Raw genomic sequence first — 23,156 nt, 5'->3', positions numbered from 1 at the left:
GTTCGACCGGCCATTTCCCGCCTGTATCCTCAGCCTTCCAGACAACCTGCCAACGCACGGTTGCCACTTCATTTCCGGGCCTCCCGCAGGCGGCGCCGGTGCTGTTCTACACAGTGGTAGTTATGGACGGCGGCAGACTGCCAGCCGTCACATCGCGCCACTGCTGTTGCGCACGGCCTGCATGAATGCGCGAATCTTGTGGTGATCCTTGATGCCCTTGCCCTGCTCCACTCCGCCGCTGACGTCCACCGCATAAGGCCGAACCTGCTCGATGGCCGCCGCGACATTCGCGGGGTTGAGCCCACCAGCGAGGATGATCGGCGTGCTCAAGCCTGCGGGAATCAGCGTCCAGTCGAACGCCTCTCCCGTGCCGCCGGGCACGCCTTCGACATAGGTATCCAGCAAAATGCCGCGAGCGCCAGTATAGGCGGCGCACGCAGCAGCAATGTCATCCCCGGCCTTGACGCGCAGCGCCTTGATATACGGGCGTTGATAGCTTTCGCATTCATCGGGGCTTTCGTCACCGTGAAATTGCAGCATATCCAGCGGCACGGCATCCAGGGTTTCGTTGAGTTCGCAACGGCTGGCGTTGACGAACAGCCCCACGGTGGTCACGAATGGCGGCAGCGCAGCGATGATCGCCCGCGCCTGCAACACGTTCACCGCCCGCGGGCTCTTGGCATAGAACACAAAACCGATGGCATCCGCCCCCGCTTCGACTGCCGCCAGCGCGTCTTCTATGCGGGTAATCCCGCAAATCTTGCTGCGAACGGCTGGCATGGCGTGGAAACCTCAGGGGTTGGGCCGAGAAAGTCCCGGATGGTAACAAAAGCGCTTGCAGGCGTCAGCCGTCAAGTTCGCTGAAACCTGTGAGGAAATGTGGACCGATAAAGCGCTGCGGCAATTCAAACTCGTCGCGGTACTCCACATCCACCAGGTACAGGCCGAACGGATGCGCCGTGACACCGCCGGTGCGGCGAACGCGGCTTTCCAGCACTTCGCGCGCCCACTCCACCGGGCGCTCGCCAGTGCCGATGGTCATCAGCACACCGGCAATATTGCGCACCATATGGTGCAGGAAGGCGCCGGCACGGATATCCAGCACGATCATCTTGCCGTGACGGGTCACGCGCAGGTGGTGGACTTCCTTGATCGGCGACTTGGCCTGGCACTGGCCTGCACGGAAGGCGCTGAAATCATGCACGCCGACCAGATGCCGGGCGGCCTCGGCCATGCGCTCGGCATCCAGCGGGCGGTGGTTCCAGGTAATTTCCTGATTCAGGTGCGCCGGGCGGATCTGATCGTTGTAGATCACGTAGCGGTAGCGCCGGGCGATGGCCTTGAAGCGCGCATGAAAATGCGCAGGCATGACCTTGGCCCAGGTCACGCTGACGTCATGGGGCAAATTGATATTGGCGCCCATCACCCAGGCTTTTAGCGTGCGTTCGGCCTGGGTGTCAAAGTGCACCACCTGGCCACAGGCGTGCACACCGGCATCGGTACGCCCGGCACACATCAGCGAGATCGGCGAATCCGCCACCTTCGACAACGCGTTTTCGAGGGTTTCCTGCACGGTCAGCACACCGGAAGCCTGGCGCTGCCAGCCGCGATAGCGCGAACCTTTGTATTCCACGCCCAAGGCGATGCGATTAAAGCCTGCGGCCGCCATTTCGGCGGCCGCGTTATCTATATTTGCCAAGAACTGAGAGCCCGATGAGTTGCGCGAAGAGAGCCATTATAAAGGCGGTAGAACCTATGCGGGGCGCTTTTGTTGTGTGGGAGCTGGCTTGCCTGCGATACAGGCACCTCGGTCTACAGTTGAGACCCGGTCGACGCCATCGCAGGCAAGCCAGCTCCCACACAAGCCCGCTCCCACAGGGGTTTTGCAGCGCACTTTAGATCTTGCCGAGCATTTCCTTGGCTTCATCGCGCTGTTCTAAAGTGCCAGCGATCAGCACTTCCTCCAGGATCTCCTTTGCACCATCGGTATCGCCCATGTCGATGTAGGCCTGGGCCAAGTCCAGCTTGGTGGCGACCTCATCGGTACCGGAAAGGAAGTCGAATTCCGGCTCATCAGCACCCAACGCCGCATCTTCAGCGGTGAAGGAAGGCTCGATCGGCGGATGCTCGAGGCTCTGGGACAAGCGATCGAGTTCTGCGTTGACGTCATCAAGTTCCGAGGCGAAGGCATCCGGCTTGGCTGGGGCCGGGGCTTGCGGCTCATCGGCCAGGGACAGATCGAAGTCCTCCGGCAGGTCAAAATCGTCCAGCGCAGTGGGCGCCAGGGTCGGCGGCTCGACGGCCGGCACGTCCTTCATTTGATCTTCCAGGCCCGACAGAAAGTCATCATCTGCCAGCGAAGACGGGGCCTCGAGCTGCAAATCCAGGTCGAAATCCGACAGGTCATCCGGGCTGGCCTTGGCTTCGGTCTGCTGTTGCAGCACCGACTCAAAGCTCGGCGCGTCTTTCGGGCTGACGACGGTGGGTGACGCCGCTTCCAGGTCATCCAGACTCAGGTCGAAATCCGTGTCGAACGCCTCAGGCTCCGGGGCCGGCGCGGCGGGTTTGTCTTCGAGCAAGTCCTTGACGTATTGAGCATCCAGGGCCGCCGCTGCCACCGCAGCACTGACACCCGCCGCCAATACGGCCATGGCCGGAAAGCGGTTTTTCAGTTGCTCGACCTGGGCATGGTTTTCACCATTGGCCACCAGTTGACGCTCCTGGGTGACGAAACCGTCCTTGTCGCCTTGCAGGCCATAGACTTCCATCAACTTCAGGCGCAGGTCGCTGCGCTTGGGTTCGCGCTTGATCGCCTGCTCCAGCACATCGGCAGCCTGGTTCAGGTGGCCACGGTCGATATGGGATTGTGCTTGCGCCAGTGCGTCACTGGAGTTTTCCGGGGCGACGGCAACGGCCAACGGCGCGAGTACGGAGGCAACCGATGGCACCACCACGGGCTCAGCAACAGCCGCCGGCGCGGGAGTGGCGGCCAATTTAACGTTCGGTGCTGCCACTTCAAGGCCTTCGAAGCTGTCCGCAGGCAGATCGTGATCCACATTTGGCGTAAATGCCGGTTCTTCGGCCAGCGCGCGCGCCATGCGCAGGTGCTTTTCCTCTTCGAGTCGCGCATTGCGATGGCGCGCCCACAGTAGCAGGAGCAACAACACCAGCAAGCCGGCCGCGCCGCCGATCACACCGAGGACGATCGGGTTGGTCAGCAGCTCGTTGAACTTGCCTTCGCTGGTGGCTGGCGTGTCCTGCGCCTTGATTGGCTCGGGCGCGGGTGCTGCGGCAACGGGCGCAGCCTCAGCGGGTGCTGGCGCAGGCGCAGGCGCAGGTTCAGTTGCCAATTGAGCCGGCATCGCCGCTGTCGCCTGCGGTGCCGGCTCAGGGTTGCCGGCCTGCAACCTGGCGAGTTGATCGTTTTTCAGTTGAATGAGTTTTTGCAGCTTGTCCAGTTGGCTTTGCAGGTCCGCTGCGCGGCTTTTGAGCTCTTCATTGTCGCGCCGGGTGGTGTCCAACTGCTCCTGGGTCATCGCCAGTTTGTCGCTCACCGCTCGGCTATCACCGGCCTTGCCCTTCGCGCCTTTTTTGGCCGACTCCGCCGACACCAGGCTCAAGTTGTCCTTGGCCGTGGTGCTCGACGGCGCATTGCCGGCCTGGGTGCGCTTGGTCGCGTCCAGCTGTTGCTTGCCCGCTACCGGGTTACCGGCTGTGCGACGGCCTTCGCGCCAGGCAGCATTTTGCGCAGCCACTTCGGCAATCGCGTCGGGCTGCGGCAAGCTGGTGGCTTGCTGGCGATCCGGCAGGCGCAGGACCTGGCCGGTTTTCAGGCGGTTGATGTTGCCGTCGACAAAGGCATCAGGATTAAGCGCCTGAATGGCCAGCATGGTTTGCTGCACCGACGCACCGTTGCGGTTCTTTTCGGCAATTTCCCACAAGGTGTCGTGAGAAGTCGTGGTGTGTTGAGCGGATTTGCTGGCGGTCGTCGCTGTGGTGGCGGGCGCAGTGGTGGTCGGTGCGCTCAAACGCGGCGTAGGCGCGCCGGTGGCGGGCGCCGATTGATCAAATTTGGCCGGGTCGAGCAAAACGCTGTAATCGCGCATGAGGCGGCCATTGGGCCACTGCACCTGCAGCAGGAAACGTACGTAGGAATCGGGCAGTGGCTTGCTGGAGGTAACACGCACCACACTGCGGCCGCTGGGGTTGATCACCGGGGTAAACGTCAGGTCATTGAGGAACGCCTGGCGGTCTACGCCTGCATCGACAAACGCCTGGTCGGAGGCCAGGCTCGGGGTGATCTCGGCAGCCGTGAGGCCGCCCACGTCGAGCAATTCGATTTCCACCGACAACGGCTGGTTCAGCTTCGACTTGAGGGTCATCTCCCCAAGCTGCAGCGCCTGCGCCATACCGGAGGACAGCGCCGAGGCGGCCGCTATTGCTAACACCAGTTTGCGAACTTGAACCATAGCCTCATCCTTTGTCTGAACACTCCCCGGCCTGCGAGAAGGTTGGTAACCGCTGCCATAAGGCATGGCGAGCCGATAGGTTACCGACGCGCTTCTTTACCGCTTGGGACCAAGCATAGCGCTTGGCTAGAATCAATCTACAAATTGCCGCCAAGTATCTTTTACACAAGGCCTTTTATCAACAACTGCGCCAGCTGTACGGCGTTGAGTGCCGCGCCCTTGCGTACGTTATCTGACGTCAGCCACAGATTTAGTTCCGCCGGGTCATCCACACCCGCCCGCACACGGCCGACGTAGACCACATCCTGGCCGACCGCATCGCCCACAGCCGTGGGGTAATCGCCCTCTTCAACCAGTTCAATGCCAGGCGCCGCTTCCAATACACGGTTCACCGCTGCCAGGTCGACCGGCGCACCCAATTGCAGCGACACCGTCAGGCTATCGCCAAAAAACACCGGGGCTTGAACGCAGGTTGCAGAAATCTTCAGCAATGGAGTTTCCAGCACCGCGCGCAGTTCGTATACGAGACGTTTCTCTAGAGCTGTATGACCTTTCGCATCTGGCGTACCGACTTGTGCCAACAGGTTGAAGGCCATCTGCCGATCAAAGAACTGGGGTTCCAGCGGGCGCACGTTCAGCAGTTCGGCGGTCTGTCGCGCCAGCTCGCTGACGGCTTCACGGCCCTGGGCCGATACCGCCAGGTTGGCGGTGACGCTGACACGCTGGATCTCCAACAATTCACGCAACGGCGCCAGCACCACGGCCAGGTTGGTCGCCGATGGGCTTGGGCTGCTCAGTTGGAAGGGCTTTTTCAAGCTGTCCAGGACATGGGCATTGGCCTCCGGTACCACGTGAGGCGCTTGTTCAGCGGGCAACGCGCCAGACAGGTCGATGACCGCACAGCCAGCAGCGATGGCGCGCGGGGCGAAGCTCAAGGTAACGGCCGGGCCGGCCGCAAAGAAGGCAAGCTGCGCTTTTTTGAAATCGAACTCATCGACTTCCTTGACCCGCACGTTCTTGCCGCGAAACGGCACGGAGGCGCCGGCCGAATTGCTGCCGGCCAGCAGGTAGAGGGTGCCCACCGGAAAATCCAGCTCTTCGAGAATCTGCACCAGGGTTTCACCGACGGTACCGGTGGCGCCGATCACGGCGATTTCAAAGGTCTGGGTCATGGGGGCTGCCTCGGGCATTGCGGGGGGAGCGGCACTTTACCGGGTGGCTCGGGGTGAGGCAATTAAGCTGGCCTTTGTGGTGAGGCTGATGGCCTCATCGCAGGCAAGCCAGCTCCCACCCTTGAATGTGTTCACAAAACACAATGTGGGAGCTGGCTTGCCTGCGATGGCGGCCTCAAGGGCAATAAAAAACCCGCGCCTGTCACCAGAGCGCGGGTTTCTCTTACGGTTTCAAGCGATCAACGCTCGAGCAAAATCCGCAGCATGCGACGCAGCGGCTCGGCCGCGCCCCACAGCAACTGGTCGCCCACCGTGAACGCGCCCAGGAACTGGCTGCCCATGTTCAGCTTGCGCAGACGGCCCACCGGTACATTCAGGGTGCCGGTGACCTTGGTCGGGCTCAGCTCCTGCATGCTGATGTCGCGGTTGTTCGGCACCAGCTTGACCCATGGGTTGTGCTGGCTGATCAGCCCTTCGATATCGGCGATCGGCACGTCTTTGTTCAGCTTGATGGTCAGCGCCTGGCTGTGGCAGCGCATGGCACCGATGCGCACGCAGATGCCGTCCACCGGAATCGGGTTCTTGAAACGACCCAGAATCTTGTTGGTCTCGGCCTGGGCCTTCCACTCTTCGCGGCTCTGGCCGTTTGGCAGTTCCTTGTCGATCCACGGGATCAGGCTGCCGGCCAATGGCACACCGAAGTTCTCGGTCGGGTAAGCGTCGCTGCGCATGGCTTCGGCCACACGCCGGTCGATGTCGAGGATCGCGCTGGCAGGGTCGGCCAGTTGATCGGCAACAGCGGCATGGGTTGCGCCCATCTGCTTGATCAGTTCGCGCATGTTCTGCGCGCCGGCGCCGGACGCCGCCTGATACGTCATGGCGCTCATCCACTCAACCAGGCCGGCTTCGAACAAGCCGCCCAGGCCCATCAGCATCAGGCTGACGGTGCAGTTGCCGCCGACGTAGTTCTTGGTGCCGGCATCCAGCTGCTGGTCGATGACCTTGCGGTTCACCGGGTCGAGGATGATCACCGCGTCATCCTGCATGCGCAGGCTCGAGGCGGCGTCGATCCAGTAACCCTGCCAGCCGGCTTCACGCAGCTTGGGGAAGACTTCGCTGGTGTAGTCGCCACCCTGGCAGGTCAGAATCACGTCGAGGGTTTTCAGCTCTTCAATGCTGTAGGCGTCCTTGAGCGGGGCGATATCCTTGCCCACGGACGGCCCTTGGCCACCTACGTTCGAAGTGGTGAAAAACACCGGCTCAATAAGATCGAAATCCTGCTCTTCCAGCATCCGCTGCATGAGCACGGAACCGACCATACCGCGCCAACCGATCAGACCTACACGTTTCATCGCAACTACACCTTGTTAAAAAGTGGGCCGCCTTGCAGCAACAACTGCAAGCGGGCCGGAGAGATTACAGATTCCGCAGCGCGGCGACTACTGCATCGCCCATTTCTTGCGTGCCGATTTTGCTGCAACCCTGTGACCAAATGTCACCGGTGCGCAAACCTTGATCCAGCACCAGGCTGACCGCCTTCTCGATGGCATCCGCCGCTTCGCTCAAGTTGAAGCTGTAACGCAGCATCATCGACACCGACAAAATGGTCGCCAGCGGGTTGGCAATGCCCTGGCCTGCGATGTCCGGCGCCGAACCGTGGCACGGCTCGTACATGCCCTTGTTGTTGGTGTCCAGGGACGCCGACGGCAGCATGCCGATGGAGCCGGTGAGCATCGAGGCCTGGTCGGACAGGATGTCGCCGAACAGGTTGTCGGTAACGATCACGTCAAACTGCTTGGGCGCACGCACCAGTTGCATGGCAGCGTTGTCGACGTACATGTGGCTGAGCTCTACGTCCGGGTAGTCCTTGGCGACTTCCTCGACGATTTCGCGCCACAGTTGGCTGGAGGCCAGTACGTTGGCTTTATCCACCGAGCAGACCTTTTTGCCGCGCACACGGGCCATGTCGAAACCGACACGGGCAATACGGCGGATTTCGCTTTCGCTGTACGGCAGGGTGTCGTAGGCCTGACGCTCGCCATTTTCCAACTCGCGCACGCCGCGTGGCGAGCCGAAATAGATACCGCCGGTCAGTTCACGCACGATCAGGATGTCCAGGCCCGCCACCACTTCCGGCTTGAGGCTCGACGCGTCGGCCAGCTGCGGGTAGAGGATGGCCGGGCGCAGGTTGCCGAACAGGCCCAGTTGCGCGCGGATTTTCAGCAGGCCGCGTTCCGGGCGGATATCACGCTCGATCTTGTCCCACTTCGGGCCACCCACGGCGCCGAGCAGCACAGCATCGGCCGCACGGGCGCGGTCCAGGGTTTCGTCGGCCAGCGGCACGCCGTGCTTGTCGATGGCCGCGCCGCCGATCACGTCGTGGCTCAGCTCAAAGCCCAGGTTGTACTTGCTGTTGGCGAGTTCCAGGACCTTGACCGCTTCGGCCATGATTTCCGGACCAATACCGTCGCCAGGGAGAATCAGAATCTGCTTGCTCATGCGTTCCTCATTTCATCAAGCGACCCGCCCGTGGGCAGGTCGGGAAAAATCAATCAGCGTTCAGCGAAAACCACCAGCACGTCGGTGCTGAAGGTGCCGTCGGCTTGAATCTCGTAGTAATCGCGCACTTCCTGGCCCATTGCCTGTTGCAGCGCAAGGATCGCGGCGCGCAAGACCTCTGGTGTGCGCATACGCTCGACCCACGAGGTGTATTCCAGGCGCAGGCGCTGACGGCTGCTGGTGCGCACATGCAAGCCGGCTTCGCTGAGCTGTTGCATCCATTCGGCGGCGCAGTAATCGCGCACGTGGCTGGTGTCGCGCAGCACTTCGACGGTTTGCAGGTAAGTGTCCAACAGCGGGCTGCCCGGTGACAAGACGTCGACGAAAGCCGCCACGCCACCCGGCTTGAGCACTCGGCGCACTTCGCGCAACGCCAGGCCCAGGTCGCTCCAGTGGTGGGCCGAGTAGCGGCTGAACACGAAATCGAACTCGCCATCGGCGAATGGCAGGCGCTCGGCGGCGCCGTGTACGGTGCGGATGTTGGTCAGGTTGCGGTCTATAGCCGCTGCGGCAACCACGTCGAGCATCTGTTGGGACAGGTCGTAGGCCACTACCTCGTTGACCAGTGGCGCCACCTGGAAACTCACATGCCCCGCACCGCACCCCAAATCCAGCAGGCGTGCAGCGCCCTGCCCGGCCAGTTCGGCCTGGAGCAGCGCGAATTCGGTGCCCTGGGCGTGCACGGCACTGCTCAGGTAGGCCGAGGCTTGCTCGCCGAATTGTTTTTGCACGACTTGGGTGTGGGCGGTGGTGGTCATGGTGGCTTTCCTTGGGTGTTGGGGTGGTTGTACTGGCGCTATCGCAGGCAAGCCAGCTCCCACAGTTGGAATGCATTCCAAGGTGGGAGTCGGGCTTGCCCGCGATGGGGCCCGCACAGTTACCGCCAATCAGGCATCGCGAAACAGCCAGGGCTGGCTCGCCCGGTGTTTGGCTTCAAACGCGGCAATCGCATCGCCGTCCTGCAAGGTCAGGCCGATGTCGTCCAGGCCATTGATCAGGCAATGCTTGCGGAACGCATCCACCTCAAAGTGATACACCTTGCCGTCCGGGCGGGTCACGGTCTGCGCGGCCAGGTCAACGGTCAGTTGGTAGCCCACATCCGCTTCCACCTGCTTGAACAACTCATCCACTTCGGCATCGCTCAAGATGATCGGCAGCAAGCCGTTCTTGAAGCTGTTGTTGAAGAAGATGTCGGCGTAGCTCGGCGCGATGATGCTGCGAAAGCCATATTCTTCCAGGGCCCACGGCGCGTGTTCACGGCTGGAGCCGCAGCCGAAGTTTTCCCGCGCCAGCAATACACTGGCGCCTTGGTAGCGCTCGGCGTTGAGCACGAAATCCTTGTTCAGCGGGCGCTTGGAGTTGTCCTGATAGGCGTAGCCCACGTCCAGGTAGCGCCACTCGTCGAACAGGTTAGGGCCAAAACCGGTGCGCTTGATCGACTTCAAGAACTGCTTGGGGATGATCTGGTCGGTGTCGACGTTGGCGCGATCCAATGGGGCGACAAGGCCGGTGTGTTGGGTAAAAGCTCTCATCGGGTATTCCTCAGATCAATTCGCGAACGTCGATGAAACGACCGTTGACGGCCGCCGCAGCGGCCATGGCCGGGCTCACCAGGTGGGTACGGCCACCAGCGCCCTGACGCCCTTCGAAGTTACGGTTGGACGTGGACGCGCAATGCTCGCCCGACTCCAAACGGTCCGGGTTCATCGCCAGGCACATCGAGCAGCCCGGCTCACGCCATTCAAAACCGGCCTCGAGGAAGATCTTGTCCAGGCCTTCGGCTTCAGCTTGAGCCTTCACCAGGCCCGAACCCGGCACCACGATGGCTTGCTTGATGGTCGAAGCCACTTTACGGCCTTTGGCGATCACCGCCGCAGCGCGCAGGTCTTCGATCCGCGAGTTGGTGCAGGAACCGATAAACACGCGGTCCAACTGGATGTCGGTGATCGCCTGATTGGCCTTCAAGCCCATGTACTTCAGGGCGCGTTCGATGGAGCCACGCTTGACCAAGTCGGTTTCTTTAGCCGGGTCGGGCACGTTCTGGTCAACCGCCAAGACCATTTCCGGCGAGGTGCCCCAGCTGACTTGCGGTTTGATCTGGGCCGCGTCGAGCTCGACCACGGTGTCGAACACCGCGTCGGCGTCGGAGACCAGGTCTTTCCAGGCCTCGACCGCAGCGTCCCAATCGGCGCCCGCCGGTGCAAATGGGCGACCTTTGACGTATTCAACGGTTTTTTCGTCCGCCGCCACCATGCCCACGCGGGCACCGGCTTCGATGGACATGTTGCAGATGGTCATGCGGCCCTCGATGGACAGGTCGCGAATCGCGCTGCCGGCAAACTCGATGGCGTGGCCGTTACCGCCGGCGGTGCCGATCTTGCCGATCACGGCCAGCACGATGTCTTTGGCGGTCACGCCGAAGGGCAAGGTGCCTTCGACTTTGACCAACATATTCTTCATCTTTTTGGCGACCAGGCACTGGGTGGCGAACACATGTTCGACCTCGGAGGTGCCGATGCCATGGGCCAGGGCGCCAAATGCACCGTGGGTGGAGGTGTGGGAGTCGCCGCAGACCACGGTCATGCCTGGCAAGGTGGCGCCCTGCTCCGGGCCGATCACGTGAACGATGCCTTGGCGCACGTCATTCATCTTGAATTCGGTGATGCCATATTCGTCGCAGTAGTCGTCGAGGGTCTGCACCTGAAGGCGCGACACCTGGTCGGCAATGGCTTCGATGCCGCCCTTGCGTTCCGGGGTGGTGGGCACGTTGTGGTCCGGGGTGGCGATGATCGAGTCGACGCGCCAAGGCTTGCGCCCGGCCAGTCGCAGGCCTTCGAACGCTTGGGGCGAGGTCACTTCATGGATGATGTGACGGTCGATATAGATCAGCGACGAGCCATCGTCGCGCCGTTTCACTTCATGGGAATCCCAAAGCTTGTCGTAAAGCGTTTTGCCGGCCATCAGTCGGTCCTCATCACAGGTGCATCTAAACGCCGGGCTTTTCAATAACCCTTTGGCTTGTGAGGCTGATGGTATGGCGCTACATTAAATAACTCAAATTCATATTTTTTATGCTTTGGATTACCAACTGGAATACCACCATGGACCTGGCCAACCTCAACGCCTTTATTGCCATCGCCGAGACCGGCAGCTTCTCCGGCGCCGGTGAACGCCTGCACCTGACCCAGCCGGCCATCAGTAAACGCATCGCCGGGCTGGAGCAGCAATTAAAGGTGCGCCTGTTCGATCGCCTGGGCCGTGAAGTCGGCCTGACCGAGGCCGGACGCGCCCTGCTGCCGCGCGCTTATCAGATTCTGAATGTGCTGGACGATACGCGCCGCGCGCTGACCAACCTGACCGGCGAAGTCAGCGGACGGCTGACATTGGCCACCAGCCATCACATCGGCCTGCACCGCCTGCCGCCGATCCTGCGCACCTTTACCCGGCAATATCCCAATGTGGCACTGGATATTCAGTTCCTTGATTCGGAAGTGGCCTACGAAGAAATCCTCCACGGCCGCGCCGAAGTGGCGGTCATCACCCTGGCGCCTGAACCGCACAACCTGGTGCGCGCCACGTCGGTGTGGGACGACCCGCTGGATTTTGTGGTGGCGCCGGAACACAGCTTGACCGGCAACGGCACCGTCAGCCTGGCCGACATTGCCAAACACCCGGCGGTTTTCCCCGGCGGCAATACCTTCACCCACCATATCGTCAGCCGGCTGTTCGAAGCGCAAGGCCTTACGCCCAACATTGCGATGAGCACCAACTACCTGGAAACCATCAAGATGATGGTCTCCATCGGCTTGGCCTGGAGCGTGTTGCCGCGCACCATGCTCGATGATCAGGTGGCAAGCATCGCTTTGCCGGGCATACAGCTCAGTCGCCAGCTAGGCTATATCGTGCACACCGAAAGGACGCTGTCGAACGCTGCGCGGGCTTTCATGAGCCTATTGGATGCACAGGTCGATCTGCCAGGGACACCGGTATGAAGCTGTGCGGCCCATAAAGCCTGAATAGAACCGCGCCGAACGCCCATTGAGCCAAGGCCCTTTGATAATGCGCAACCCCCTCGATTCCGTGCCGCCCCTGCCGCGCATTTACGCCTTGGACCCTCAAGAGGCGGAACAAAGCTGGGAAAGTGCTCCGCAATTGCTGGCGGCCCTCAATGCTGCCCGCCTTGGCGCGTGGTGCTGGGAAATCGACACCGGCAGGATCAGTTGGTCACGCGGCACCCAGGCGCTGTTCGGCTACGACCCTCGGCAACCACTGCCCAAAGACCTGGGCTACCTGGACCTGCTGGCGCCCCAGGACCGCGCCCGAGTGGTGCGCGCGTTTCATGCGGTGCTGGCCGGCGAGCCGTTCGAGCAGGCCATGCACCACCATATCCAATGGCCGGATGGCAGCCATCACTGGCTGGAAATCAACGGCAGCCTGGCGCCGGACAAAGCCGGCCGACGCCGCATGATCGGGGTGATCCGCGAAACCACCCGCCAGCGCGAGCGCGAACACGCCCTCATGCAATCGGAAAAACGCTTCGCCACGCTGTTTCACCTGTGCCCCAACATGGTGTTGCTCACCCGCCAGTCTGACGGCCGCATCAGTGAAGCCAACCAATATTTCGAGATTCACTTTGGCTGGCCCGTGGCCGAGGCCATCGGCCGCACCACCCTGGAACTGGGCCTATGGCGCCACCCCGAGGAGCGCGCGCTGCTGGTCCAGGCCACCCAGCGCAAGGGCGAGCCGATCACCATGGACGTGCAGTTCTGCGCCAGCAACGGTCAGATCCACGATGGCACCCTGAGTGCACAAAAGGTCGAGCTTGAAGGCGAGGCTTACCTGATCAGCACCTTCCTCGACACCACCGACCGCAAGAACGCCGAACAGGCGCTCAAGGACAGCCAGGAGCGCCTCGACCTGGCCCTGGATTCGGCGCAACTGGGCACCTGGGACTGGCACATCCCCACCGGCATGCTCTACGGCTCGGCCCGCGCCGCCCAGTTGCACGGCCTGCCGCCCGAACCTTTCCACGAAGCCTTCGACGCGTTTTTTGAAGGCATGTCCGATGCCGACCGCGAGGGCATGCGCAACGCCTACCGCAGCCTGCGCGAAGGCCCGGACGGCAACTACCAGTTGACCTACCGGGTGGAAATGGAAGATGGCAGCCCGCGCTACCTGGAAAGCCGCGCACGCCTGTATCGCGATGATGCCGGCAAGCCGCTGCGCATGGCCGGCACCTTGCTCGATATCACCGACCAGGTTGAACGCGAACAACGCCTGACCGCCTCCGAAGAGAAATTCGCCAGCCTGTTCCAGGCCAGCCCTGACCCGATCTGCGTAACCTGCCTGGACAGCGGCGTGTTTATCGAGATCAACCCGGCCTTTACCCAGACCTTCGGCTGGACCGCCGCCGACGTCATCGGCAACAGCGCCGAGCAGATCGGCCTGTGGGATGATTCGAGCCAGCGCCTGCAACGCATTGAGCAGGTGATTCGCGAACAGTTGTTGAGCAATGTGGCTCTGGTGGTGCATCACCAGAACGGCCAAAGCCTGACCTGCGTGATTTCCAGCCGGTTGATCAAGGTCGGCGATCAGCCGTGCATCGTCACCACACTGCGCGATATCACCCAGCAACAGCGCTCGGAGGCTGCGCTCAAAGCCAGTGAGGAGAAATTCGCCAAGGCTTTTCACTCCAGCCCCGATGCGATTTCCATCACCGAACGCGACACCGGCCGTTATGTCGAGGTCAACGACGGCTTTTGCCGCCTGACCGGCTACCGCGCCGAAGAGGCCATCGGCCTCACGCTCTACCAGATCGGCATCTGGGCCGATGAAAACCAGCGGGCGGCGTTGTTGGCCGAGCTGCAGATCAAGGGCCGCATTCATCACCTGGAAATGCTCTGGCACAACAAGCACGGCGACGTGTTGGCGGTGGAAGTCTCGGTGGAACCCATCACCCTCAATGAAACCCCGTGCCTGCTGTTGACTGCACGGGATGTGAGCCTGCTGAAAAACGCCCAGGCGCAGATTCGTCACTTGGCCTATCACGACCCACTGACCAACCTGCCTAATCGTGCGCTGCTGATGGACCGTTTGAGCCAGCAGATCGCCTTGCTCAAACGCCATAACCTGCGTGGCGCGTTGCTGTTCCTCGACCTTGACCACTTCAAACACATCAACGACTCCCTCGGCCACCCGGTGGGCGACACCGTGCTGAAAATAGTCACTGCGCGACTGGAAGCCAGCGTGCGCCTGGAAGACACCGTGGCGCGCCTGGGCGGTGATGAGTTCGTGGTGTTGCTCAGTGGACTGGAGGGCACACGTGCAGAGGTCGGCAGCCAAGTGCACCTATTGGCCGACACGCTGCGCGAACTGCTGTCGGAGCCGATGTTCCTCGATGGCCACCGCCTGCAAGTCACGCCGAGCATTGGGGTGGCGCTGATTCCCGATCATGGTTCCACGCCCGCCGACCTGCTCAAGCGCGCCGACATTGCGCTGTATCGCGCCAAAGACTCGGGGCGCAACACCACGCAAATGTTCCACAACAGCATGCAGAAAACCGCCAGCGAGCGCCTGCGCATGGAGACCGACTTGCGCCTGGCGCTGTCTCGCGGTGAGTTCAGCGTGCACTACCAGCCTCAAGTGGATGCACGCGGCAACAAAATTGTCGGCGCCGAGGCGCTGGTGCGCTGGGAGCACCCACAATTGGGCGCGCAGTCACCCACCGAATTTATCAAGGTCCTGGAAGACAGCGGCCTGATCCTGGAGGTTGGCACCTGGATCCTCGATGAAGCTTGCGGCGCCTTTGCGCAGCTGATCGCCGAGGGCCTGGTAGACCCGCTTAATTTCAGCCTGTGCGTGAATATCAGCCCCCGGCAGTTTCGCCAGAACGACTTTGTGGAGCGGGTAGAACACAGCCTCAAACAGCATCATCTGCCCTGCAGCCTGTTAAAGCTGGAGATCACCGAAGGCATCGTCATCCAGAACCTGGATGACACCGTGGCGAAGATGCGCCGCCTGAAAAAACTCGGCGTGAGCTTTGCCATGGATGACTTCGGCACCGGCTATTCGTCGTTGACCTACCTCAAGCGCTTGCCGGTGGACGCGCTGAAGATCGACCAGTCCTTTGTGCGCGATGCCACCCATGACCCCAATGATGCGGAAATCATCCGCGCCATTGTGGCCATGGCGCGCAGCCTCAATCTGGACGTAATCGCCGAGGGCGTTGAGACCCCGGAACAACTGGCGTTCCTGCAAAAGCTGGGGTGCCATTTGTTCCAGGGGTATTTGCACAGTCGGCCGCTGCCGATCGAGGCGTTCAGGCTGTTACTGGTTCAACCGCCTTCACGCGGTTTACACCAGTTTTAACGCACGAGCGCCTTTTATCCATTCCGAACCGGCCAATTTCATTTTTGACCCATATAAATCGATCACCCCATCAAAAACGCCTACGGAGTGGCCATGATTGGCAAGGGTACCCGGAACGCCACTGGCCAGTTCCTCGGCAGTGCTGCCACGGGTGAAGGCGTACAAGCCCAGACGCCGCAGTGCTTCGCCGGGGGTTTCTTTATCATTGAGCGTCCCCATAGCGGCCTCAAAACTGGCTTGGGCCCGAAACTCGTGATTTTCCATTTGTGCCCGCTTGGCACTCACGGCAAACAGGAAAATCGCGTCTTGTAAAAGGCCTCTATCTTCACCGAAGAAGTGCGAACCTTTTTGCGCCTGTTTCAACTCATCGTAGGTCAGCTGCACGGTGCATGAATCACGCATGGTCACGGTGTAACCTTCAGGTGTCTCAATGACGCGCTTGTAAATGCCCTGGGGATTTTGACCGTACTTCATCATCGCGGCCTTGATCGCCGAGACCGTGACGCAATTGAGTGCGGAACCTTGGTAGAACCCACTCCAGATATTGTCGGGCTTGACGCCCACCGGGCGATTGGAGAGGTGGGAAATGGTGCTGTTCCGTTCTGCCGAGGCGGTGTGGGGCGCCGGCATGGCAAGCATATAGCCGTAGTCTTTGACAACAGGCTGTCGCTTGCCGAATGGGTGCTTGATGCCATCCAGTACGAGCTCACCGGCGAAATTGTCCACGACCGCAACGGTGCCTTTTTTCTGCATCTTTTCGGGCTCGACAATGCGCAAGAAACCGGTCATCCCCATACCTTTTAATATCCGGTAGACCATGTCATGAAGCATGACCCCGGATAGCGCGGCCTCAAAGTGCCCAGGGGTATCAGCGTCCGTATTGATCAGTTGCATACGTTTCACATAGGCCGCCAACATGAAATTGGCGTCCATCACCGCACCGCTGTCACTTCCGGAAAACCGCGAGACCGCGGCCGTGCGACGCAATTCTTCTTTGGAAAGATGTACAGAAAAACCGTCCTTCATCGTGATGTCATAGCCATCTGCGGCTGCCACGACCTTGTCGAACACATCCATAGGACGCTGGCCAAACCTCATCATCATCATTTTGATCACGGACGCATGCCGACGGGTGTCGCCCTCACCGAACCGTCGTTCTGCGACGTCAAAACTTCTTACTATATCGACAGCTGCCTGATCCATTGCCCAAGCATCAGTGTCGGAAGTCGAATCGATCACTGGCTGCACGCCAGGGCCGGATGGGCTCTGGGGCTGGATGCCGACATTCAAAGCGGGCGCATTACTCTGCACATCAACGGATGCCTTGTCGTTAACCAGTACGTAAACATAGGGACGATCAACAGGTCGCTTGCGCCCATGTTCATGGCTAACGCCCTCATACACCAAGCCTGCGCCAAATGTATGGGTTTCCATGACGCCGACGCCGCCGCTGCTTACTAACTGCGCCGAGGGTACCTGGCGTAAAAACCCGGCCATACCCAAGCCTTTAAGTAGATTGTAGGTCGTCTCACCACGCAAAGAGTTCGACAACACACGCTCAAACCCCTGGCTGTTACCCGCCTGCGCATCCAAAAGTTGTTTACGTTTAATAAAAACAGCCAATGCAAAGTTTGCATCACTGATCACGGCCGTGTCATTGCCAACAAACTGTGAGTGGGCGGCTGTTTGTTGTAACTCGAGCTCAGAGAGTTGCACTGTATTGCCATCTCTAAGCGTGACCTCATACCCCTGCCCGGCACGCTTGACCTGCACAAACAAGTCCGCAGGGCGTTGACCAAACGTGACCATCATCATTTTGATAACCGCCGCGTGAGCACTGGCATCATAATCCTCACCAAAGCGTCTTGGCGGGGCATTGAATGCGTTGACAACATCCAGCAATTTTACGTCTGCCGAGTTGGCTATCGGCCCTGTAAAAGGCAGGTCAGGTACGCGTGTTGTAAGAGTAGAGAGATTGCGTTTGGCGATGTCCATACAAAAGACTCCTGCAGCCAGTCAATCAATACACTTTAAAAAGAGCATTGAGTGATGAGTTGATATATATAGAAAGTTGCCGACAACACTGATCTTTTATTGCCCGACCATTTGGCGCCGAGCATTAGCCAGCCGTTGACAGCAAGGAGTGCGCTTGAGTGCCACAGCCTCCCCTCGCCGAGGCGCAGCCCCTGGCCGCCCCCAGATCTCTTCACGGCCATTGATGACCGCCACCGAGTGCCCCCCTCGATTACTCACGCCCAAGCGACCTTCTGCAAGTTCACGCACGCTGACGTTTTCCATATAGTGGCTAAGCCCTAACCGCAGAAAACCCTCGCCAGGCTTTTCCTCGTCCTCACCATCATTCAAACTCTCCACACCCGCTTCAAAGCTCTCACCCGCGGTTGAGTCATTGTTTTCCTCGTGTGCACGCTTGGCACTGACGGCAAACAAAAAGTGCGCATCCTTGAGCATGCCCTTATCGGGGCCGATAAACTGCGAAGCGCGCGAGGCGACTGCCAACTCCCGGTCGGTTAATGTGAGCGTGTAATTGTCGCGCATCGTTACTCGATAACCGCCGTCCAGCCGCCTGACTTCGCGGTAAATGTCTGTCGGGCTTTGACCGAACTTGTGCATGGCCGCCTTGATAGTCGCTACCGTGGCACAGTTACCGCCTGGCCCCTGACGGAAGCCACGCCAAATATTCAAAGGCTTTGCGCCATTACGCATATTGGACAGGCCCGGGATATACCCTTTGCGCGACCCTGCAAGCTCGGAAGCCGCCACGGGTGCCGAGACAGCTGTCGCGGCCCGCGTCACCTGCGGGGCGTTCACTTGGGGTTGCGGGGGCACATCGGCAGAGGCCCTGGCCTTTTGCTGCGAGGGAACACTGGCCAACCGCGCCAAGAATGCGGCAACCCTGCCCCCCAGGCTGTCAGCGCTTGGGTGCCCAGGCCTGGCACTGAGCACCAGCACCGGGCTCGACTGCGAACCGGCATGCCTTGGCGCGTCAAAGGGCGCACGCTCTTGGGGCGCGTCTTGCAAATCCATGCCTGGCAGCTGACGCACACCTGGGTAAGCGATGTTATCAATTCGGTAATACATCATGACTTGCTCCACGTTTTCTAACGTTTCCCCGAACCTTGGGGCCGGGGAAACGTGACGTTATCGGCGAAGTTAAAACACCCTTCCGGGTGTCAACTCCTCAGCCGGGAGCTGTTGGAGAAACCTTGGTTCCAACGATCACTGTCGTTTTCAGCAGGACCTGGACTGGTCACGCCAAGCTTGGGCCGGGGGGTTACCTGCGAGGTCGTCTCGCGCGAGCCAGAGGTGTCAGACTCCGCGACTTCATCACCGCTGCGGCGCGTACCGGTAAGGTGATCGGAATCGTGCTCACCGTCCTTGTCATCAGTCTTGGTCGACTCGACATGACTGTCCTTAGCCTCAGTAACGAGCTTGGCGTCCTCGCCGTCAGTATTGGTCGTCTCGACATGACTGTCCTTGGCCTCAGTAATGAGCTTAGCGTCCTCGCCGTCAGTATTGGTCGACTCGACATGACTGTCCTTAGCCTCAGTAACGAGCTTGGCGTCCTCGCCGTCAGTCTTGGTCGTCTCGACATGACTGTCCTTAGTCTCAGTAATGAGCTTACTGTCCTTGCCCTCAGTGATGACTGACTTTACGTGCCCTTCCACACCATCAGTCGGTACTCGCTTTTCAGGCGGCAAAGGCGCGTTAGTCCTGGACGCCACACCGGCGATGGCACGCGATTTCTTGCCGGCTTCACCCGAGGTTTCAGGGCAGTGGCAGTGGTTGACATTAATCTCCACTTTGATCTGTGGGTTTGCTTCAGTTGTCACATAAATGCCGGATTCACGTGCCTGAGGTAAAACACGGAGCCCAGGGGTACGCGTTTCTGATTGATGCGAATCCTCACTCGACTTCTTTTTCAGTTGATTCGCAACATCCGATATAACCTTGGACAACACACCGACTGGAAGCCGCTCTTTGGTATGAACGCCTGCAACGTGTACGTCCTTGTGCTGCGAACTTTTATCCAGCGTGCTTTTCGTTTGAGTTTCTACAGCCGTGGTGCTCTTTAGCGGCTGGCCTGTCTGCAATGTCGCTTTGGATTGGGCGCCTGCAACGGCTGCTTCCTTGTGATGCGAACGTTCTTCCAGCGTGCTATTCGTTTGAGTTTCTACAGCCGTGGTGTTCTTAAGCGGCTGGCCTGTCTGCAATGTCGCTTTGGATGGGGTGCCTGCAACAGCTGCTTCCTTTTGCTGCGAGCCTTCTTCCAGCTTGCTTTTCGATTGAGCCTCGGAGGAGGAAGAGTGCTTCACCTGCAATTTAATGTGCGCAGGCGCGCCGATCGGAACGCCTGCATCCGGCTTGGAGAGGACCGAGCTATCGGCGGGAGACCTTTGATTAGCGATTTCAGCCTTGCCCGAAAACATCTCACGCATGGCACTGATAAGTTGATCAAACATATCAAACAGTTTCGTGAGCACGCCGGCATTATTAAACCCGTCACGCTGCAGCGTTGCGGAAAATTCAGTTTTGGGGGCGGATGGAGTGTGCCCGAAACCAGCGCCGGACATGCTAAGCGTCGTGCCGACATCGGGACTTTTTGACGGTGTCGAGTCAAGGGGCAACGCATCATTTTTGATAAAGGGCGAGTTATTGATCGAAAAAGGCATTAACAATTTCCTAATTAAGCGCTGCTTTGGCAATTAAACGCCCAGAACAGCGATAGTGATTTTAAGTGCTGCAAGCAACCGAGTCGCTTCACAGACCCCACTTTGGTGGAGCGCGAGATTATTGAGTTCCAGAAATCGCGCTTCATATAAGGAAACCAAATCAACCTTTAAGACTTTTCCCCGTTGCTATTCACGAACAGTCCAGACGTCGCACGGTCCTACCGGCGTGAGCACGGACACACGCACTTATAAACTGCCAAGACTGCAATTAAGCGACATAATTAACCGACCAGCCAAACGACAACCTATGATATTCCGCACTTAGTGAAACATCTTTCGTAACACCCATTGAGTGCTTTTAAAAATGCAACTAACTGTTCAGAACAACCCCGTAGTAACTACTGAACGCTGGTCGACGTTTCCTGTTACGTTCCAATGCTAAAAAGTCTCAGCCGGCAAAAAAACGCCACCTCTCAAGCTTGGTAAGCCTCCCCGGTAATACCTCCAAATGCAAAAATGCTCCGTATCTTTCAATACGGAGCATTTTTGCAACAAAGGCCGCTGTGATCATTCCACTACGCTGGGTCGGGATGCTTCATACCCAATAAGCGACTGACCTGCTCCAGCCCGGTTTCACGGCGTAGCGCGGTAAACAGCTCGACTGCTTCAGGATAGTTGCGCGTCAGCATCGCCAGCCATTGCTTCAAACGGCCCGGCGCCTGCTTTTCGGTGAGCTGCTCCATCGATTGGCGCCAGAACTCGTGGAGCATCGGCTGCATCTGCGCCCAGGTCATTTCCACCACTTCTTCACCTGCCTTCGCCGCTACGATCTGCCGCGCCAGATCCGGACGGGCCACCAGGCCACGGCCAAGCATGATGTCTTCGGCGCCGCTGACTTCGCGACAGCGCTTCCAGTCTTCGACGCTCCAGATATCGCCATTGGCAAACACCGGCACCTTGACCACGTCCTGCACCCGCGGGATCCACTCCCAGTGGGCTGGCGGTTTGTAGCCATCGGTCTTGGTGCGCGCATGCACCACGATGTGCGCCGCACCGCCTTCGGCCAGGGCCGTGGCGCACACCAGCGCGCCGTCGGGGCTGTCGAAGCCCAGGCGCATCTTCGCGGTGACCGGGATATGCGCCGGCACGGCGCGGCGCACGTGTTCGACGATCTGGTTGAGCAGCTCGGGCTCCTTGAGCAATACCGCACCGCCACGGGATTTGTTGACAGTCTTGGCCGGGCAGCCAAAGTTCAAGTCGATGACCTGCGAACCCAGCTCACACGCCAGCGCAGCGTTCTCCGCCAGGCACACCGGGTCCGAACCCAGCAACTGCACACGCAATGGCACGCCCGCAGCGGTGTGGGCACCGTGCAGCAGTTCGGGGGCGAGCTTGTGGAAATAGGCCGGGGTGAGCAGGCGGTCGTTGACGCGAATGAACTCGGTCACGCACCAGTCAATACCGCCCACGCGGGTCAACACGTCCCGCAGGATGTTGTCGACCAACCCCTCCATGGGCGCCAAAGCAATTTGCATGGGAAACACTCAACAAAAATCGTGGCGCAGTTTACTGGGTTTCCCGCAGTAACCGTTAACCCCCTGTCAGGGCCGGGCCATAGCCGTCGAGAAACTCGGCGGGCATGCGCTTGGGTTTGCCGCTGGACAGCTCGATGCACACAAAAGTGGTTTGCGCACGCAACAAGGTCGCGCCATCGCTGGGGCGCACCAGCTGGAAACGCCGGGTCATCTTCAGGCGCTGGTCCCAGTCAACGATCCAGGTGGCCAATTGCAGCTCGTCACCTTCGTAGCCGGCCGCCAAGTAGTCGATCTCATGGCGCACCACGGCCATGGCGCGGTCCAGCCGGCGATACGCGGTGAGGTCCAGCCCCAGACGCTGGGAGTGGCGCCACGCACAACGCTCCAGCCAGGACACGTACACCGCATTATTGGCGTGCCCAAGACCATCGATGTCTTGCGCGGCGACCTGCAGGTCGATGATAAACGGCGCTGCCAGATCCCAGCCCATGCCTTGCTCCAGTCGATGAATGTCGCCGGGCAGTGTATCAGGCGGTTTGCCGCTCCTGTAAACGACGGCCGGCCAGCAGCGTCAGCACGGCCTCGATCACCCGTGCGTCGGCCAGCACGCGCTGGTGGCCGCCCTGCTCCAGGCGCAGCAGGCGGCTGTCGAACCACGCCTCATGGATGGCTTGCGAGGCTTTGACCGGAACAAAGGTGTCGTCTTCAGCGTGCACGATCAACCCCGGCAGGTTCATCTGGTAGTGGGCCACATCCAGGTGCGTGAGCGGCATGCCGAAAGTCTGTTCGACCTCCTGGATAAACGCCGAGCGCGCACGCGGCGGCAAGCCCATCATCCGGGTAAAACCACGCAACACATCCAGGAAGCGCGAGGGCGCGGCAATGCTCACCAGGGCTTCCGTGCGCAACCCCAATTGCACCGCCAGCATCGCACTGGCGCCGCCCATGGAATGCCCGACCACCGCATGCAGCGGCGGCAATTGAGCGGCAGCATCGAGCATGGCGCGGGCAAACAGCAACACATGCGCTTCACGCCCAGGCGAGCGACCATGGGCCGGGCCGTCCAGGGCAATCACTGAATAACCGTCAGCCACCAGAGCGGTGATCAGGCTGGCAAACTGCGTAGGGCGCCCTTCCCAGCCGTGCATCAACAACACTGCAGGCCCTTGGCCCCAGCGCAACGCCGACAAGCCGAAACGCAAGGTGATGCGCTCCGATTGCGCCAGCAGCGGCAGCTCCCAATCTCGCGGTGGCAGGTTGCGCGGTGTCATGAAGGTGCGGCGCAACTTGCAGGCCACCGTGTGCGGCGCGAGGCGGCCGACGGTGCCATGGAAACCACGAATCCAGGTTAATGCGCCCATC

General features: G+C 60.2%; 17 protein-coding genes. 2 read left to right on the top strand and 15 right to left on the bottom strand.

From position 1 onward, the window contains the following. Window positions 1-147: 147 nt before the first annotated feature. The 9 genes from QF043_RS08785 to leuC all read right to left on the bottom strand — a co-directional run bounded on the left by QF043_RS08785 (window position 148) and on the right by leuC (window position 11,161). Complete coding sequence (locus QF043_RS08785) at window positions 148-780, bottom strand: phosphoribosylanthranilate isomerase (RefSeq protein WP_307418202.1); 633 nt, start codon at window positions 778-780, stop codon at window positions 148-150. Window positions 781-844: 64 nt separating this feature from the next. Beyond that, on the bottom strand, window positions 845-1,669 hold the full coding sequence (gene truA, locus QF043_RS08780; RefSeq protein ID WP_307421336.1) for a tRNA pseudouridine(38-40) synthase TruA: 825 nt from the start codon (window positions 1,667-1,669) through the stop codon (window positions 845-847). A 226-nt stretch (window positions 1,670-1,895) separates the two neighbouring features. Continuing rightward, complete coding sequence (locus QF043_RS08775; RefSeq protein WP_307418201.1) at window positions 1,896-4,469, bottom strand: FimV/HubP family polar landmark protein; 2,574 nt, start codon at window positions 4,467-4,469, stop codon at window positions 1,896-1,898. Window positions 4,470-4,630: 161 nt separating this feature from the next. Further along, window positions 4,631-5,641, bottom strand: a complete 1,011-nt coding sequence (locus tag QF043_RS08770) for an aspartate-semialdehyde dehydrogenase (RefSeq protein ID WP_307418200.1) — start codon at window positions 5,639-5,641, stop codon at window positions 4,631-4,633. A gap of 239 nt (window positions 5,642-5,880) precedes the next feature. Next, window positions 5,881-6,993, bottom strand: a complete 1,113-nt coding sequence (gene asd, locus QF043_RS08765) for an aspartate-semialdehyde dehydrogenase (protein ID WP_005789767.1) — start codon at window positions 6,991-6,993, stop codon at window positions 5,881-5,883. Between the two features lie 64 nt (window positions 6,994-7,057). Next, the gene (gene leuB / locus QF043_RS08760) at window positions 7,058-8,140 is read right to left on the bottom strand and encodes a 3-isopropylmalate dehydrogenase (protein WP_056861237.1); all 1,083 of its coding nucleotides are present in this window, start codon (window positions 8,138-8,140) and stop codon (window positions 7,058-7,060) included. Window positions 8,141-8,193: 53 nt separating this feature from the next. Then, window positions 8,194-8,958 (bottom strand): class I SAM-dependent methyltransferase, encoded by a 765-nt coding sequence (locus tag QF043_RS08755; RefSeq protein ID WP_307418199.1) that lies wholly within the window; start codon window positions 8,956-8,958, stop codon window positions 8,194-8,196. A 129-nt stretch (window positions 8,959-9,087) separates the two neighbouring features. Continuing rightward, window positions 9,088-9,732 (bottom strand): 3-isopropylmalate dehydratase small subunit, encoded by a 645-nt coding sequence (leuD, locus tag QF043_RS08750; RefSeq protein ID WP_003234333.1) that lies wholly within the window; start codon window positions 9,730-9,732, stop codon window positions 9,088-9,090. 10 nt (window positions 9,733-9,742) lie between these two features. Continuing rightward, complete coding sequence (gene leuC / locus QF043_RS08745; protein WP_305454308.1) at window positions 9,743-11,161, bottom strand: 3-isopropylmalate dehydratase large subunit; 1,419 nt, start codon at window positions 11,159-11,161, stop codon at window positions 9,743-9,745. A gap of 140 nt (window positions 11,162-11,301) precedes the next feature. On the opposite strand from leuC, the gene QF043_RS08740 reads away from it, so the two are divergent. Both QF043_RS08740 and QF043_RS08735 read left to right on the top strand, forming a co-directional pair. Then, window positions 11,302-12,192: a LysR family transcriptional regulator gene (locus QF043_RS08740; RefSeq protein WP_307418198.1), complete on the top strand. Its 891-nt coding sequence runs from the start codon at window positions 11,302-11,304 to the stop codon at window positions 12,190-12,192. Window positions 12,193-12,259: 67 nt separating this feature from the next. Beyond that, entirely contained in the window at window positions 12,260-15,568 is a 3,309-nt protein-coding gene (locus QF043_RS08735) for an EAL domain-containing protein (RefSeq protein ID WP_307418197.1), read from the top strand. On the opposite strand, the gene QF043_RS08730 is transcribed toward QF043_RS08735, so the two are convergent. The 6 genes from QF043_RS08730 to QF043_RS08705 form a co-directional block, all read right to left on the bottom strand. Then, window positions 15,554-17,563, bottom strand: coding sequence for a hypothetical protein (locus tag QF043_RS08730; protein WP_307418196.1), 2,010 nt, complete (start codon window positions 17,561-17,563; stop codon window positions 15,554-15,556). The genes QF043_RS08735 and QF043_RS08730 overlap by 15 nt on opposite strands. 96 nt (window positions 17,564-17,659) lie before the next feature. Further along, a complete protein-coding gene (locus QF043_RS08725) occupies window positions 17,660-18,397 on the bottom strand; it encodes a hypothetical protein (RefSeq protein ID WP_307418195.1) in 738 nt (245 codons plus the stop codon). Between the two features lie 362 nt (window positions 18,398-18,759). After that, the gene (locus QF043_RS08720) at window positions 18,760-20,259 is read right to left on the bottom strand and encodes a hypothetical protein (protein ID WP_307418193.1); all 1,500 of its coding nucleotides are present in this window, start codon (window positions 20,257-20,259) and stop codon (window positions 18,760-18,762) included. A 575-nt stretch (window positions 20,260-20,834) separates the two neighbouring features. After that, window positions 20,835-21,794 (bottom strand): tRNA-dihydrouridine synthase, encoded by a 960-nt coding sequence (locus QF043_RS08715; RefSeq protein WP_307418192.1) that lies wholly within the window; start codon window positions 21,792-21,794, stop codon window positions 20,835-20,837. Window positions 21,795-21,849: 55 nt separating this feature from the next. Further along, window positions 21,850-22,284: a thioesterase family protein gene (locus QF043_RS08710; RefSeq protein WP_305454314.1), complete on the bottom strand. Its 435-nt coding sequence runs from the start codon at window positions 22,282-22,284 to the stop codon at window positions 21,850-21,852. 37 nt (window positions 22,285-22,321) lie between these two features. Then, window positions 22,322-23,155 carry an alpha/beta hydrolase gene (locus tag QF043_RS08705; RefSeq protein ID WP_307418191.1) on the bottom strand — a complete coding sequence of 278 codons (834 nt, stop codon included), beginning with the start codon at window positions 23,153-23,155 and terminating at the stop codon, window positions 22,322-22,324. Window position 23,156 lies beyond the last annotated feature (1 nt).

This window comes from Pseudomonas sp. W3I7, from assembly GCF_030816095.1.
Classification (GTDB): domain Bacteria; phylum Pseudomonadota; class Gammaproteobacteria; order Pseudomonadales; family Pseudomonadaceae; genus Aquipseudomonas; species Aquipseudomonas salomonii.
This window is presented reverse-complemented; position numbering and strand designations above follow the sequence as displayed.